The 16,432-nt window shown below is 60.6% G+C and carries 10 protein-coding genes; 5 read left to right on the forward strand and 5 right to left on the reverse strand.

The genetic code is table 11. From position 1 onward, the window contains the following. Positions 1-21 precede the first annotated feature (21 nt). Positions 22-1,515, reverse strand: coding sequence for a helicase HerA-like domain-containing protein (locus V7747_RS10765; RefSeq protein ID WP_335616035.1), 1,494 nt, complete (start codon positions 1,513-1,515; stop codon positions 22-24). Between the two features lie 273 nt (positions 1,516-1,788). Between V7747_RS10765 and V7747_RS10770 the strand changes: the two genes are divergently transcribed. Both V7747_RS10770 and V7747_RS10775 read left to right on the forward strand, forming a co-directional pair. Next, entirely contained in the window at positions 1,789-3,546 is a 1,758-nt protein-coding gene (locus V7747_RS10770) for a DUF1302 domain-containing protein (protein ID WP_442909233.1), read from the forward strand. A 16-nt stretch (positions 3,547-3,562) separates the two neighbouring features. After that, the gene (locus tag V7747_RS10775; protein WP_335616036.1) at positions 3,563-4,936 is read left to right on the forward strand and encodes a DUF1329 domain-containing protein; all 1,374 of its coding nucleotides are present in this window, start codon (positions 3,563-3,565) and stop codon (positions 4,934-4,936) included. Between the two features lie 155 nt (positions 4,937-5,091). Here the strand turns inward: V7747_RS10775 and V7747_RS10780 are convergent, their stop codons facing one another. The 3 genes from V7747_RS10780 to V7747_RS10790 form a co-directional block, all read right to left on the reverse strand. After that, the gene (locus V7747_RS10780; RefSeq protein WP_335616037.1) at positions 5,092-7,794 is read right to left on the reverse strand and encodes a LuxR C-terminal-related transcriptional regulator; all 2,703 of its coding nucleotides are present in this window, start codon (positions 7,792-7,794) and stop codon (positions 5,092-5,094) included. Between the two features lie 257 nt (positions 7,795-8,051). After that, positions 8,052-10,139 (reverse strand): PQQ-dependent dehydrogenase, methanol/ethanol family, encoded by a 2,088-nt coding sequence (locus V7747_RS10785; protein ID WP_335616038.1) that lies wholly within the window; start codon positions 10,137-10,139, stop codon positions 8,052-8,054. 114 nt (positions 10,140-10,253) lie between these two features. Then, positions 10,254-10,880 (reverse strand): flavin reductase family protein, encoded by a 627-nt coding sequence (locus V7747_RS10790; RefSeq protein WP_335616039.1) that lies wholly within the window; start codon positions 10,878-10,880, stop codon positions 10,254-10,256. Between the two features lie 568 nt (positions 10,881-11,448). Here V7747_RS10790 and V7747_RS10795 point away from each other — a divergent pair. The 3 genes from V7747_RS10795 (at position 11,449) to V7747_RS10805 (ending at position 14,438) form a co-directional block, all read left to right on the forward strand. Next, entirely contained in the window at positions 11,449-12,315 is an 867-nt protein-coding gene (locus V7747_RS10795) for an alpha/beta hydrolase family protein (RefSeq protein WP_335616040.1), read from the forward strand. A gap of 320 nt (positions 12,316-12,635) precedes the next feature. After that, complete coding sequence (locus tag V7747_RS10800) at positions 12,636-13,505, forward strand: alpha/beta hydrolase family protein (protein ID WP_335616041.1); 870 nt, start codon at positions 12,636-12,638, stop codon at positions 13,503-13,505. Positions 13,506-13,676: 171 nt separating this feature from the next. Then, the gene (locus V7747_RS10805; RefSeq protein ID WP_335616042.1) at positions 13,677-14,438 is read left to right on the forward strand and encodes an SDR family oxidoreductase; all 762 of its coding nucleotides are present in this window, start codon (positions 13,677-13,679) and stop codon (positions 14,436-14,438) included. Between the two features lie 91 nt (positions 14,439-14,529). Here V7747_RS10805 and V7747_RS10810 read toward each other — a convergent pair whose 3' ends face one another. After that, positions 14,530-16,395, reverse strand: coding sequence for a hypothetical protein (locus tag V7747_RS10810; protein WP_335616043.1), 1,866 nt, complete (start codon positions 16,393-16,395; stop codon positions 14,530-14,532). Positions 16,396-16,432: the final 37 nt, after the last annotated feature.

Consider the following 16,432-nt stretch of genomic DNA (forward strand, 5'->3'; position numbering starts at 1 on the left):
CACGGGTGAGGCAGCCGCGATCTACTTGCTGCGCAACGAGCCGAGAATACCCCGCACTATCGCCCGCCCCGCCTGGGTACCCACCGAACGCATGGCGCTGCGGCCGAAGGCGCTGAACATGTCGGCCAACTCCTGACTGATCGACTTTTCGGCTGCCGCGGCGCGTTTCTTGCGCGCCTGAGACTGGGTCTTTACCTCGGTCTTTTCCTCGGACAACGCCTGATCTGCCCGTGCCTGCAGAATTTCATAGGCCGACTCGCGATCCTCCAGAGCGTCATAGGCACCGGCCAGCGGCGATGCCTTGATCAGCGCCGCGCGCTCGGCCTCGTCAATCGGTCCCATCTGGCTATCTGGCGGCCGGATCAGTAGCTGTTGCACTATGCCTGGCGTGCCCTTGGCATCCAGCACCGAGACCAGCGCCTCGCCCACGCCCAGCGCCATGATGGCGCTCTCGGTATCGAGTTCAGGATTGGCGCGGAAAGTCTGCGCGGCGGCGCGCACCGCTTTCTGGTCCCGCGGAGTAAAGGCGCGCAGCGCGTGCTGCACCCGGTTACCCAGCTGCCCCAGGATGCTCTCCGGCACATCCAGCGGGCTCTGGGTAACAAAATAGACGCCCACCCCCTTGGACCGAATCAGCCGCACCACCTGCTCAATCCGCTCTACCAGGGCCTTGGGTGTGTCGCTGAACAACAGGTGCGCCTCATCAAAAAACAGCACAAAGCGCGGCTTGTCGGCGTCGCCCACTTCCGGCAACTGCTCGAACAGCTCCGACAGCAGCCACAGAAGAATGCAGGAATAGGCCAGCGGGCTGGTCTGATACAACTGCGCTGCGTGCAGCACATTGACTACGCCCTGCCCGTTCTCATCGGTCTGCAGAAAATCATCCAGACTAATGGCCGGCTCGCCGAACAACTGCTCGGCCCCTTCGCCGTCCAGCCGCAGCAAGGCGCGCTGGATGGCACCGAGGCTGGCGGCAGAGACATTGCCATAGCGCTTGCCGATCTCCGCGCGCTGCTCGTGCAGATAGCTGAGCATCGAGCGCAGGTCTTTCAGATCCAGCAATAGCCAGCCGTTGTCGTCGGCCACGCGGAACAGAATGTCGATGATGCCGCTTTGCGTCTCGTTGAGGTTAAGCAGCCGCGACAGCAGCATGGGACCCAGCTCGGCGAGGGTCAGCCGTAACGGATGCCCCTGCTTGCCAAACACATCCCAAAATACGGTCGGTGCGCCGCGCAGCGTCATGCTGCCCAGGCCAACCTTGTCCGCCCGTTGTTGCAGCTTTTCGCTGGCACTGCCGGCTTTGGCAATCCCGGAGAAGTCGCCCTTGATATCCGGCACCAGCACCGGCACACCGAGCTGCGAGAAACTTTGCGCCAATACCTGCAAGGTAATGGTCTTGCCGGTGCCAGTGGCGCCGGCGATCAGCCCGTGGCGGTTGGCCATGCGCGGCTCAATCGCCACGCAGGCGTTGTCATTGCCGCCGATAAGTAGTGGCGCCACCTGTGAATCCGGCATCAGCCATGTCTCCCTGCATGCTGCGAGCCCCGCTGCATAGCGGCCGCTCAAGGTTGATCAACGAAAAGTACGCCCAGAATTGCGCCCACGCATTATGGACCGCCACGCCCGGCTTGCAAGGCAGTTACCCCTTCCTCCCCCCCATTAGGGGGGTATAGCCGTTATCCCCACCCACATAGAGTCGATGCATGTGAAGGCCAGGTGGCACCACGCCGCACAGCCTCACTTGCCAGGGATTATTAATAACAACAAGCGCCCGGCGCGAGGAAGCTCATGAGATACACAACAAGAAATGCCTTGAAGACAGGGTTAAAGCCCATGGTGGTGGCCATTGCCATGGCCTCCGCCCTGCCAGCCCATGCAGTGCGGTTTGATATTGGCGAGGTGCAAGGCCAGTTCGACTCGCAGATGTCCATCGGCGCCAGCTGGGGCACCAGCGACATTGAAGACGACTTTGTCTGGGCCGGCAACGGTGGCAACGCCAACGCCGGTAACTCGGACGACAACCGCCTCAACTTCGACAAGGGTGAAACCTTCTCCAAGATCTTCAAGGGTATCCACGATCTGTCGCTGCAATACGGCGACACCGGGGTCTTTCTGCGCGGCAAGTACTGGTATGACTTTGAGCTGAAGGACGAGCACCGCAACCTGTATGACATCAGCGACGAGAACCGCAAGACCGCGGCCCAGGCCTCCGGTGTGCAGTTGCTGGATGCCTTCCTCTATCACAACTACAGCATTGGCGATAAACCCGGCTCGGTGCGGGTTGGCCGGCAGGTCGTGAGCTGGGGCGAAAGCACCTTTATTCAGAACGGCATCAACGCCATCAATCCGATCGACGTGGCAGCCTTCCGGCGGCCCGGCGCCGAAGTAAAGGAAGGCCTGATCCCGGTCAACATGCTGTTTCTGTCGCAAAGCCTGACCGACAACCTCGGCATGGAGATGTTCTACCAGCTCGAGTGGGACCAAACCGTGCTGGACAACTGCGGCACCTTCTTCTCGTTCACCGACACCGTTGCCGATGGCTGTAATTACGTAGGTGTGCAGGGCACCCAGAACAACGCCAACAGCGCAGGCGTATTCGCCTACGTGCCGCGCGGCGCTGACCGCGATGCGCGTGACGATGGCCAATTTGGCGTATCTTTCCGTTACTACGCCGAAAACCTGAACCAGACCGAGTTCGGCGTGTACGCCATGAATTACCACAGCCGCAACCCGGTCTACAGCACCAGCCTGAATGCCGTTGGCGCACCCGCTGGCTTCCATGGAGTGCCGGTCGCGCAGGTGCCTGGGGTGGTGGCTGGCTCCTCGTACTTCATCGAATACCCGGAAGATATTCGCCTGTATGGCGTGAGCTTCCAGACCAACATCGGCACCACTGCGGTATCCGGGGAGGTCAGCTATCGCCCCAACCAGCCGTTGCAGATCAACAGTAACGATCTGACCGGCGCGGTGCTCGGCGTGCCGAACCCGGCGGTGGCAGAAATTGGCTCCGACGGCGACCTGCACGGCTACAAGCGCCTGCCGGTAACCCAGGCGCAGGTGACGGTATTGAACTTCATCGACAACGTCCTGGGTGCTGAACGCCTGACGCTGATCGGTGAGGCCGGTTACAACTACATCAGCGGTATCGACAATGGCGCCGGTGAGCTGCGCTACGGCCGTGACTCGCTCTACGGCTCCGGCGAGCTGACCACGCCAGGCGTCTGCGAGGCTGGTGCTGTTGATCCCTCCGAGTGCAATGACGACGGTTTCTACACCGACAACTCCTGGGGTTACCGTCTGGTTGCCGCGCTGGATTACAACGGCTTTGCCGGTATCGCGCTCAAGCCCGCCCTGGCCTTCTCGCACGACGTTGACGGCTACGGCCCCAACTTCAACGAAGGGGCCATGGCTGCCAACCTCGGACTCACAGCGGTCTACAACAACAAATACAACGCCAGCATCAACTACACCAACTTCTTCGGTGGCGACTACAACGCCAATACCGACCGGGATTTTGTTGCAGTCAGCCTTGGCGTGAACTTCTGATCATACGGAGAACAATATGACCTCAATACAAAAACTGAAACTCCAGACGATCGGCGTACTGGCCTTGAGCAGTCTGGCGTTGTCGGTCTCGGCCGCAGTCACGCCGGAGCAAGCTGCCACCCTGCAAACCACGCTGACACCGCTGGGCGCCGAGCGTGCAGGCAACGCCAGCGGCACTATCCCGGAGTGGACCGGCGGCATGGCCACCAACGCTGCTGCGGTAGACAGCGACGGCTTCTATGGCGACCCCTTTGCTGGCGAGCAACCGCAGTACGTGGTTACTGCCGCCAACATGGACCAGTATCAGGACCTGCTGACCGATGGCCAGAAAGCCATGCTGCAGCGCTATCCTGATACCTACAAGCTGCGCGTGTTTCAGACCAAACGCACTGCTACGGTGCCGCAGGAGGTGTTTGACGCGGCCGCACGCAACGCGGTGAACACCAAGCTGGCTGCCGGTGGCAATGGGTTGGAAAACTTCGATACCGCCTACCCCTTCCCCATCCCGCAGAACGGTGTAGAGGTGATCTGGAACCACATCACGCGTTATCGCGGTGGCAGCTTTACCCGCACCATGGCTCAGGCCACACCGCAGGCCAATGGCTCCAACACCTACGTGGTGCTGCAGGATGCCTTCAGCTTTGCTACCGCTCTGACCGACTACGGCCCGAAGATCTCTGACAACCTGATGTTCTACTTCACCCAGCGGGTAATCTCGCCCTCGCGGCTGGCCGGTGACGTACTGCTGGTGCACGAGTACATCAACCAGGTGAAAGAGCCACGCGCCGCCTGGCTATACAACGCCGGGCAACGCCGCGTGCGCCGTGCCCCGCAGGTGGCTTACGACGGTCCGGCACTGAGCGCCGACGGCACCCGCGTATCGGACAACTACGACCTCTACAACGGCTCACCCGACCGTTATGAGTGGAAACTGGTGGGCAAGCGCGAGCTGCTGATCCCTTACAACAACTTCGGCATCGCCTCACGAGAGGTGAAATACGACGACATCATCCAGAAAGGCCATATCAACCAGGATATGGTGCGCTACGAGGTGCATCGCGTCTGGGAAGTGGAAGCCACCCTGCGTGAAGGCCAGCGCCACGTCTATGCCAAACGGCACTTCTTCATTGATGAGGACAACTGGCAAGCAGGTGAGATCGACCACTATGACGGCCGCGGCGGGTTGTGGCGCGTGGCTGAAGCCGTTGCCCTGCAGCGCTTCGACCAACAGGTGCCCGGCTATGCCATCGAAACCCTGTACGACCTGCAGAACGGTCGCTACATGGCCTTAGGCATGACCAACGAAGAACGCAAGAACTACGACTTCGACTTTGAAGCCTCCTCGGCGGACTTCACTCCCAACGCCTTGCGCGCTGCCGGTATCCGGTAGTACCTAGCACTACCAAGCCCCTGTCGTTTCCGCTGCTCCGGGCGACAGGGCACCCCCTCTGCTGAACGGCAAGATTAACGCTGCAAGTTAACCTCAAACCCAGCGCTGCTCTTACCGTTGCTGGTAGCTGCCGCTAGCGCAGCCAACAGCTGCACCTACCCCTGCTGCAGCATTACCGCCGCTTGCGCACGACTATCGACCTTGAGCTTGCTGAAGATGCTCTTCATATGCGACTTGATGGTTTCCGGTGTCACACCCAAGTCCTTGGCAATCTGCTTGTTCGACTTGCCCTCGGCAACCAATTGCATCACCTGACGTTCCTTCACAGTCAGCGCCAGCAAGGCGGCGCAACTACTGACCTCTTCCTCCACGCTTGCGCTGCGGCCCAGCAGCATGATCACCTCCGCGTGCCAGTTCGCCGGGACATAGGGCGCCAGCGTAGTGCAGGCTTCGGCAACGCCAATATCACGCAACAGGGCCACGGCACCGCTGTCGCGGATCAGCCCCAGAGCCTCGCTCAACAGCGGCTCACCCTGTTGATCACCTAGCAAAGAGAGGTAAAAACCGAGCGCCAATCCCAGCTCAGCGGTCATCAGGCAGAACTGGCGTTGGCGCAGCTCGGCCAGCAGGCGTTGTGCCTCTGCCACCAGCTCGGCACGCACCGGCTGGCCGGCCAAACCGAGCCACAGCTCGGCCATCAGGGCGAATTGGCATCGATCGACACCGCCATCATCCAGCGTCACTACCTGTAACTGCTGCAATTCCCGCAGGCAGCCTGCAGCCTCACGCACACGGCGCTCCTGCAGGCAAAGCCGAACCCGTTCCAGCATCGCCCAGGACTGCAATCGTGGCCATGCTCGTTGCTGCGCAAGCACACTCATTTGTTCAAGTGTTTGCCGCGCACGCAGCCCCTGCCCCTGCTGAGCCTGTAGCCGCGCGGAGGTAATAAAGGCCAGGGCGATACAGTCGAGAAAGCCGCCCATGTTGATGTAATCGAGACAGCCCTGCAGATAGTACGCAGCCTGGCTGGTCTCACCTCGCAGGTAGGAATAATGCGCCAGCAGGGCGTTGGGTAACGCCAGCAGCACCGGATTGGGTGATGTCAGGCCGTCGGAAAAATTCTGGTCAATCTGCTCCACCAGCGCCTGCAGCCCCTCGATCGCATAGCTGATACGGCCCTGCGCACCTTCAGCCAGTGCGGTTAACGACTGGCGATAACACTCATGCAGAAAATACCCGCGATTACCGTCCTGTGCGTCCACGGTCGGCGGCAACTGGTAGAGTGCCTCCCAGTTGGCATCGCGCAGCAAGCTGCCGCTCATCAGGTTGAGCAGCACATTGGTCACCCAGGGACGGGTCGCACCGGAGTCGTAACAGCGCCGGGCCCAGGGACCGGAACGCATGTTGTGATCGGCCAAGCCCAGCAGCATGGCCTGCAATGCCTGTACCTCCCAGTAGATCGAGGTGCTTTTGCCTTTGTCGGACTCAGCCCAGAGCTCGGCCTCTATCTGTTTGGCCAGTTTGTGCGCCGGGCCGATTTCCAGCGACAGGCCCATGGCCCAGGCACGCGCCATCTTCAATGGCAACGGGCAATCGGCCGACTGCAGCTTCCAACGCTTTTCCAATATGACCAGTGTGGTGAAATCGCCCTGCTCGATCAGCGTGGTAGCGCAGTGCTCGATCCAGGCCTTGACCTGCCAGACCTCGCCGCTGTCGAGTCCCAGCCGGATCGCATCAAGCCACAGCTTGCGTTCGGCAAACCAGTTTGCGGCCTGCACCAAGACCTCGCGCGCCTCGCTTTCATGTTGACGCAGATAGACCTTTTTCAGGTGTTCACGAAACAACGGATGCAGACTGAACCAAGTCTCCTCGGGGTCGAGTGCGGTGACAAACAGCTGACGTTGCTGCAACTGCTCAAGCAGCTGCCTTGCGGCAGACCTACCCAGCAGGGCAGCGAGCAAGCCTTCGCTGAATTTTTCCAGCAAACCCAACGGATAGAGATTTTGCCGCAAGGGCTCGTCCAGGTGACGCACCACCTCCTCAAACAGGTTACAGATAGTGCGCGGCGCGATGCGCACGATGCTGTGACCCGGCGTCAGCAGGAAAGCACGCAGTGCCGCAATCCAGCCTTCGACCGATTCCTGAATGCGGTTGATATCGCTGGGCTCCTGCGGTTCATAGCCAGCCTTGCGCAGCAGATCGCGGGTTTCTTCCAGTTCAAAGCGCAACTGAGCGCCGTCAATTTCCAGCAGGTCGTCGGCGTACAGATGTTCAAGTAAAGCCGGGGGCAACTCATTGCGAGTGATGAACACCAGGTGAAAATGCGACGGCGCGCGCTGCAGCAGAAACCGCAGCGCGTCCACCAGCACTGCATCGTCAATACAGTGCAGGTCGTCAATAAACAGGGTGATTGGCTGCTCGCGGCGACTAAGTTCGTTTATCAGCAAGCTGGCCAGCGTCTCGGTGGAAAAGAAGGTCAGTTCGGCGCGCAGGCTAAGGCAGGCTTGCCCCAGCGTCGGATCGGCCTGGCTCAACGCGGCAGCGATATAGAACAACAGGCGTTGCGCAGAGTCATCCTCTGCGTCCAGCGAAAGCCAGGCCACCGCATGTGACTGGGCCTGCAGGGCATCGGCCCAGATGCTGGCCAGAGTCGTTTTGCCAAAGCCGGGAGGGGCCATGAGGATCGCCAGGCGCCGCTCATTGAGCAAGCTCGCGTGCTGTTCCAGACGAGGCCTTGGCAGTATTCCACGGCCCCGGCGCGGTGCCGTGATCTTGGTTTTCAACAGAAGCGGAACGTCGCTGCCTTGCCCCGTATCGGGAGCGGTGGCGTACTGCTGCACACCCATTCTGATGTTCATGAACTACCCATGCTGAGCGCGGGTCGCCTGGGACGATGCGGTCACGGCAAGCGTCGACAGCAGCAACCGAATGTGCGACCTATTGTTATTGTTGTCTGGCCACAGTCCATTGGCCTTGAGGTCAGCATAGCAGGCAGAAGACGCGAGACACGCCGCAACCAGGCTGACGCGCCCATCATAAGATTTGGTGATATTAGAGTAAAGACTCTAGCTGCACTCCGGGTCACGCTCTGACCCGGAGCCTTGGCGGACTTGTGCTACTTCTTCGCCGCCTGCACCCAGCTATCGTACTCGCGCTGCAGGATATACAGTCGAATCTGTTGGGCTTCTTCGCTGTTCAGGCTGTCTGCGAACGCCGCCATGCCGTTGGCCTGATAGGCACCGTGCAGCACAATCGCTTCCCAGGCGCTGCGCACCGCGTCGCTGCTGTGGCGCAGATCGGGAATGACGCCGCCACCCACAACCCCCACCCCGTGGCAGACGGCGCAATACTGAGAATAGATTTTCTCCCCGGCGGCCAAATCGCTAGCGGCCGCCACGACCGGCTCAGGTGTGCGGCCGCTACCCGCCACCGGTGCCAAGGCAGGCAGTTGTTTGTCACCACCCAACTTGAAGACCAGCATACGACTGACATTGCGCACGCCCGTCGCCACAGCCGCATCGCCGCCAATCAGGGCTCCAGAGCCACCCCAACCCGCCATCAGCGCCACGTACTGTTCGCCCTTGTGCAGATAGGTCATGGGCGCAGCGATCACCCCGGTTTGCGCCTCGAAGCTCCAGAGCGGTTGCCCCTTGTCGGCACTGTACGCCTCCAACTGTCCGGCAGAGGTGCCCTGAAAGACCAGGTTGCCTGCGGTTACCAGGGTGCCGCCATTCCAATGGTTGGGTCGTTCTACCCGCCAGGCCGCTTGCTGCTTGACGGGGTCCCAGGCGAGCAGCGCGCCCGAGGTGTACTCACGTGGCAGCTCGGTAATTTCCGAGGAGCCTGCCGCCGTATTGAAGGCGCGCTTGCGTACGAAGCTGCCAGCCTCGTTGCTGTAAGTGCCGGGGATTTCCTGATACGGGATGTACACCAGGTTGGTGAGCGGGCTGAACGACATCGAGTGCCAGTTGTGCGCGCCCAAGGGGCTGGGCCACATCACCAGGGTTTCTTTCTGATAGCGCGCCTCGGCGGTTTCGACCGGCCTGCCTGTCGCCATGTCGATACGCTCGGCCCAGGTCACCTTGCCAAACTTCTCCGCCGAGAGCAGCTCGCCGGTCGCCCGATCGAGCACGTAGAAAAAGCCGTTCTTGGGCGCCTGCATGATGACCTGGCGCTGCTTGCCCGCGATCTCCAGCTCGGCCAGGGTCAGTTGCTGCGTGGCGGTAAAGTCCCAGGTGTCGCCAGGCGTAACCTGGTAGTGCCAGACCAGCTTGCCGGTCTCAGGCTTGAGCGCCAGAATCGAGGACAGATACAGGTTGTCACCGCCGCCCGGGCTGCGTACCTCACGGTTCCAGGGCGAGCCGTTGCCGGTGCCCACATACAGCAGGTCCAGGTCCGGGTCGTAGGCCATGCTGTCCCAGGCGGTGCCGCCACCGCCCAGCGACCAATCGGTGTCTTCGCTCCAGGTTTTCAGCGCTTCGGTCAGCTCCGGGTGTTCCTGCGGTTGCGCGGGGTCGCGCGGCACCGTGTAGAAGCGCCAGCGCAGTTCGCCAGTATTGGCGTCATAGGCCGAGAAAAAGCCGCGCACGCCAAATTCGGCGCCGCCATTGCCGATCAGCACCATGTCCTTGAGCACTCGAGGTGCGCCGGTAATGGTGTAAGGCTGGCTGTTATCAGTGGTTTGTTGGGTCCAGAGCGGCTTGCCGGTTTTAGCATCCAGGGCGATCAGACGGCCGTCCAGCGTGCCCACGTAGACTTTGCCCTGCCACAGCGCTACGCCACGGTTGACGGCATCGCAGCAGGCATCGCGGCCCTTGGCTTTGTTGACCTCGGGATCAAAGCTCCAGAGAATCTCGCCTGTGCCGGCATCGACTGCCATCACCCGGCTCCAGGACAGCGAGGTATAAAGCACGCCGTCGTGGTACAGCGGCGTGGCTTCAAGCCCGCGTTTGTTGTCCAGATCAATCGACCATGCCAGTCCCAGTTTGCTCACGGACTCGGTGTTGATCTGGTCGAGCGGGCTGAAACGCTGCTGAGCCCAGGTGCGGTCGTAACTCAGCCATTCGCTACCATCGGTTTCCAGCGCCTGCATCGCGGCACCATCTACCTGACCGGCGAGCGCGCCAGTCACCCAACCAAGGCTGGCCAGGCTCAGGCCAGCCAGGCGCAGCAACGGGCCAAAGCCCTTGATCATCAGAGTCATGTGCAGTCTCTTTATTATTGAAAACATGACTTCAGATGCTATCCAGCGCCGTGCTGGATCATCACCCCCCTTGTGGGGGGTATTCCCGCCGGAGCCGCCCAGGCGCCTTGCTGCCTAGTTCATCGAAGGACGCCACATACGAAACAGCGACTCCGGCCCCGGCTGAAAGTAATCGGCCGGGCCACCGCCGCGCAGCACGGGTTCAGCGGCAGCGGTATCATAAATACCGTCCTTGAGCAGCGCATTGGCAATGTGCACCGCCACCACTTCGCCCAACACCAGCCAGGTGGGCACCTTCACCTGATCGACCCCCTGCAGCTGCACAATCTGGGTCACCTTGCATTCAAAGCTCACCGGGCTCTGTGCCACCCGTGGCACGGCAATGCGACGCGACGCCACGGGCGTCAGGTTGCTCAGCTCAAACTCGTCCACCTCGGGTGCCACCGCCGCGCAGCTCTGGTTCATCGCGTCGGCCAGCGGCCGAGTCACCAGGTTCCAGGCGAACTCGCCGGTGTTCTCAATGTTGTTGAGACTGTCCTTGCGACCCACGCTGGCAAAACCAATGATGGGCGGCGTGTAATTGAAGGCATTGAAGAAGCTGTAAGGCGCCAGGTTCAGCCGCCCCTGGGCATCCTGAGAGGAGATCCAGCCGATAGGACGCGGGCCGATAATGGCGTTGAAAGGGTCATGCGGCAGGCCGTGCCCCTGCGCAGGCTCGTAGTAGTACTGATCGTCAGACATCTTGGTTTCCCGGCTAGATCATAAACAGAAAGCTCCCTTTGTAGCCCATCCCGGTGCGCCAGCCAACCATCGCTGGCGGATTGGCCGCCCTGGCACAGGGACAGACCTCAGTCCTACCGCCATGACTTGCTTGCGATGGCGCAGGTCTAGCGCCATCGCAATCATGAGCATGCCGCTCACCTGAGCTCGAGGATAAAACCGGCTCGCGATACCACGCAACTCATACGGTTAATAGTCAACCCTGTCTGTACGTCATTAACCTCACTGTCTTTAGTCTCATAAAAGAAACAAAACAAAGACAAAGACAATTGCCAAAGCACACACACTTTATTCAGCTGAAACAGAAAGTTGATATCTTTCAGCCATTACTCGCGCCGCATAACTGCTCGATATCGCACAAAAGCAATGTCAATACCGGACCCACGTCACGAAACACCTCCATCTCACCCATTCAGGTTAGTTTAAAAGTGCGCAACGAAGTTTAGCGTTCCTTGCAAGAGTGAAGACCTATTTATCACCGGTCCGCTCAAGTTGTGGAATAAACAACATCAACAACAAAGGAACCATCATGAAAGCACCTGCACTCAAGTTATCCGCCCTCGCCCTCGGCATGGCGCTGTCCTGCTCTGCACTGGCCACCAACCCGGGTGGCGGTGGCGGCACCACCGATCCTACCGGTACCGGCTTTCCGGGAGTCAGCGACTTTGCTGCCAGCGGTTCGTTTTCCACCACCAGCGGCAGCGCCGGCAGCAGCTGTACCGTGTACCGCCCCAGCACCCTGGGCGCCAATGGTCTGAAACACCCGATCATCCTCTGGGGTAACGGCACTGGCGCGTCACCCAGCACCTACTCGGGCCTGCTCAACCACTGGGCCAGCCAGGGCTTTGTGGTTGCTGCCGCCAATACCTCCAACGCCGGCACAGGTCAGGCAATGCTCAGCTGCCTGGATTACCTGACCACACAAAACAACCGCAGCACAGGCACTTACGCCAATAAGCTCGACTTGAATCGAGTCGGTACTGCAGGCCACTCCCAAGGCGGTGGCGGCACCATCATGGCCGGTCAGGATTCGCGTATTACTGCAACCGCCCCCTTCCAGCCTTATACCATCGGCCTGGGCCACAACAGCTCTTCGCAGAGCAATCAGAGCGGCCCCATGTTCCTGATGACCGGCAGCTCCGACACCATCGCGTCCCCTACCCTGAACGCCCTGCCGGTATACAACCGCGCCAATGTGCCGGTGTTCTGGGGTGAGCTCGACGGCGCAAGCCACTTTGAGCCCGTAGGTGATGCCGGCGATTACCGTGGCCCGTCCACCGCCTGGTTCCGCTTCCACTTGATGGATGACCAGAGCGCCGACGACCTGTTCTACGGTAGCAATTGTGACCTGTGCGGCGACAGAGATTGGGAAGTGCGTCGTAAAGGCATCAATTAAGTTATACGCCAAAGGAAGGTGCGAGCGAACTTGTTCGCTCGCACCTTTTTTATTATCCCCCATGCAGGTGATATAACGAGTAGCGCAACCTGCGCGCGAACAACAATCAATTTCCGCAAAACAAGCAAGATCATAATGTTAATATCCGTTTGCCGAAAATACATTAACGATCAATACCCAGATAACTTTCACGCCACCCGAATAGGCGAGTTCACTCCGCTAGTTAAATAACTATGGTGCCCTTTCAGCGGATGAGTACAAACTCAGGTTTGTTTGTTCCGCTTCGGACAAAAACAATGAACCGACGAAAGGAATTACCAATGAAAGCACCTGCACTCAAATTCGCAGCGCTAACCCTTGGCCTTGCCGTTTCTTCTGCCGCTCTGGCAGTCAATCCGGGCGGCGGCGGTGGCGGCGGTGGGACTCCCACCGGCACCGGTTTCCCAGGCGTGTCCAGCTTCAGTGCCAGTGGATCCTTCTCTACCACTAGTGGCAGTGCCGGCTTTAGCTGCACGGTTTATCGCCCGAGCACCCTCGGCGCCAATGGCCGCAAGCACCCCATCATTGTCTGGGGCAACGGCACTGGCGCCTCTCCCAGCACCTACGGCTCGTTGCTCAATCATTGGGCCAGCCACGGTTTTGTGGTGGTTGCGGCCAACACCTCGAACGCCGGCACCGGCCAGGCCATGCTGGACTGCGTGGACTACCTAGCCGATCAGAACAACCGCAGCAGTGGCACCTATGCCGGCAAGCTGGACCTCAACCGGATCGGTGCAGCCGGTCACTCCCAAGGCGGTGGTGGGACCATCATGGCGGGGCAAAACTACCGCATCAAAGCCACGGCGCCCTTCCAGCCCTACACTATCGGCTTGGGCCATCGCAGCTCGTCACAAGGCAACCAGAATGGCCCGATGTTCCTGATGTCCGGCGGTGCCGATGTCATCGCCTCCCCCACACTCAATTCGTTGCCGGTGTTCACCCGCGCCAACGTACCGGTTTTCTGGGGTGAGCTACGCGGCGCCAGTCACTTTGAACCCATTGGCAATGCCGGCGACTTCCGTGGCCCTGCGACGGCCTGGTTCCGTTATCAGTTGATGGATGACGACAGCGCGGAGAGCACGTTCTACGGTAGCAATTGCGGCTTGTGCTCCAGCTTCAGCTGGACAGTCCGCCGTAAAGGCATCAACTAAGCAAGCAGGTTCAATGCACGGCGACCTCGCGTCGCCAACCTGAACAACGGCGGGCTGCTCGGGCAGCCCGCCGTTGTTTTGTTCTCCGTCTGTGCGGCTGTCTTGCACGCGACAGATACCCCGGATTCTCCTGTTGTATGCTTGTGCAAAAACACCAACAGGAGAACAGCAATGACACACCCGGAACGCAAAGTGGCCCTGATTACCGGCGCCGGAAGCGGAATCGGCCGCGCCACCGCGTTGGCGCTGCTGCGCGCCGATTACCTGGTAGTGCTGACTGGACGTAACGAGAACAAGCTGCGCGCCACCCTGGCAGACGCGCCAGAGTTGATCGACAGGGCCATGATCATTGCCTGCGACGTACGCGATCCACAGGCGGTTGCTGATCTATTTGCCCAGATCGCAGGTGCCTACGGCCGCCTCGATGTGCTGTTCAACAACGCGGGTACCGGCGCTCCGCCAGTGCCGCTTGAGGACATTCAGTTCGAGCATTGGTGCGCGACCATCGACACCAACCTCACCGGCGCCTTTCTTTGCACCCAGCAGGCGTTCAAGTTGATGAAGGCCCAGTCGCCTATGGGTGGACGCATCATCAACAACGGCTCTATCTCCGCCCACGCCCCACGGCCCAACTCTGCGCCCTACACTGCGTCCAAGCACGCCATGACCGGCCTGACCAAATCCACTTCGCTGGATGGCCGCAAGTACAATATCGCCTGCGGGCAGATCGACATCGGCAACGCGGCTACCGACATGGCCATTCCCATGCAGCGCGGCGTGCCCCAGGCCAATGGCGAGATCGCAGCCGAAGCGGTAATGGATGTGGACCATGTAGCCCAGGCGGTGCTGCAGATGGCCGAGCTGCCGCTGGAAAGCAATATCCAGTTCATGACCATCATGGCAACCAAAATGCCCTTTATCGGGCGGGGGTAGCGGATGTGTGTGGGTAAAGGCTGCCAGTAAAAGCAAAAGACCGCGCCTGCCATTGCGACAGACGCGGTCTTCTTGTCGTTGACGCCAGGACTTATTCCGCGTTGCGCTCGATAAACGCCAGCAAGGGATCGATCACATTATTGGTTGCATCGTCATCGGCAGCCAGCACGTCGTTGTGTGAGTAGCCCTCACTCATATACACCTCGAAGCCACCGGCCGCGCCGCCAAAGGTCGGGAACGCACTGAGATCGGCGGCTCCCGTCAGCATCCGCGCCGTGCCGTCGCAACTCAGCGCCGCACAGGGCGCTATGGCGTTGGCAAAACCGCGCCAGATACCCGGCACCGGCGTCAGACCATTGGTGCCGCCAAACCCGATGACCGGCACATCAATCTGCTGCGCCTGGGTCTGATTGACGATATCAGAGCGACCGCGGCCACCCAATGCCACCGGCAACGACAAGGCACTGGTGTCGAGGCCCAAGCTGGCGCCACCCACAGTCGCGTTGTTACCAATCAACAGACCTGTACTCGGGTAATACCAATCGCTGTAATTGGTGTCACCGACGAAGAGCGATGGCGTGAGCCGCGCCATGTTCACCGGTTCAGCTTCTACCCCCCAGAACAGCTGCGGCGACAGTAGCGAGGTCGGTGCAGGGCCGTTATCGGTCAATGCGGAAGCCGGCATGGGCTGATCATTGTCCAGCCACTCGACCAGACCGTCGGCATTCAGCGCACCCAGCGCGCCCATGGAGAGGTGATAGAACTGCGGTGTGGCCTGATTGTCATCGTCCTGGAAGGTCGCCAGCGCCGCCCCGGCCGTTACCGGGAACGGGCGATCGTTATACCCGGCCACCTGCTGGTAGACGCTGTTGCCTTTGCCGTTGCGGTCTGGCCCGAAGGTCTGCTGCAACACGGCTTGCTCGCCGTTGATGGTTTCTTCAAAGGCCATCTGCATACCCAGCACCTCACTGGACACCAGCTGACGCGGGCCCAGTCCGGGGGCATTGATATACGCGCTCACCGCGCCGGATTGAACAGCGGCATACAATCCGCCATCGGCCGCCGCCTCGACTGCATCCAGTTCGGCCGGAGTCGGCGCCGTGGCACGCAGCGACCCGCCCTGCCCTTCAAACAGCACCAGGCCACGCAGTTTGGCGTAACCAGGCTCGGGCGCACCGGTGCCGCTGAGGTTGAAGTCGGTGGCGGCGTAGCGTGCAACGAAGCCAGTGCCGGCAGAGTGCCCGCCCAGGAACACGTTGCCATTGCGCGCGGCATCACGCGCGAGCTCAACCACCACATCGATGTCCTGCGAGAAAACCTGTGGCGTCCAGTTGGCCATGAACGGCACATCGGCCTGATCGTAGAACACCGCGCGGCGGTCCAGTTCGGCGCTCAACGGCAGATCCAGCTCGTCACCAAACAGGAAGTTAACCGCAATCAGCGGGTCTTTCTCTTCTTCTGCGATGTTCAGGCCCACGGTGTCCTGCAGCAGCACTGAACGCCGCTCGAAGGCCCAGACCTCCAGCACCATGCCGGCGGCCTGCGCATCGGCCATCAGGTTCTCGGCCAGCCGAAAATAGTTGTGCGCACCGCCCAGAGTGCCCGGCACCGCCACCAGAATCGCATCCGGCTGCAGCGATGTCTGATCAGCCAGGGCGTAGCGGGTATAGCGCGCCTGATTCAGATCCGCATCAGCCCCCAGGTGGGTTGTCAGTTTGGGATTGGTGACCAAAACACCTGGCGTTCCCGGGGTCTGGGCGGCCTTCGCGGGGCTGGCCACGGTCACGGTCTGTATGCACATCTCGTTGACCTGCACCGCATTCTCGGCACTGTTGCAGACAGCGCTCTGTGGTGGCGTAGAGGAATCACCACTACCCGACAAGCAGCCGCTGAGCCCAAGCCCGGCGGATAACAATAAGGCGCCCCTGATAGAGGACGATAATCTGGTTAGCTTCACGATAGACTCCTGACCCGCAGTCGCCACCCTGGGCGGC

This window comes from Halopseudomonas sp. (assembly GCF_036960865.1).
Lineage (GTDB): Bacteria > Pseudomonadota > Gammaproteobacteria > Pseudomonadales > Pseudomonadaceae > Halopseudomonas.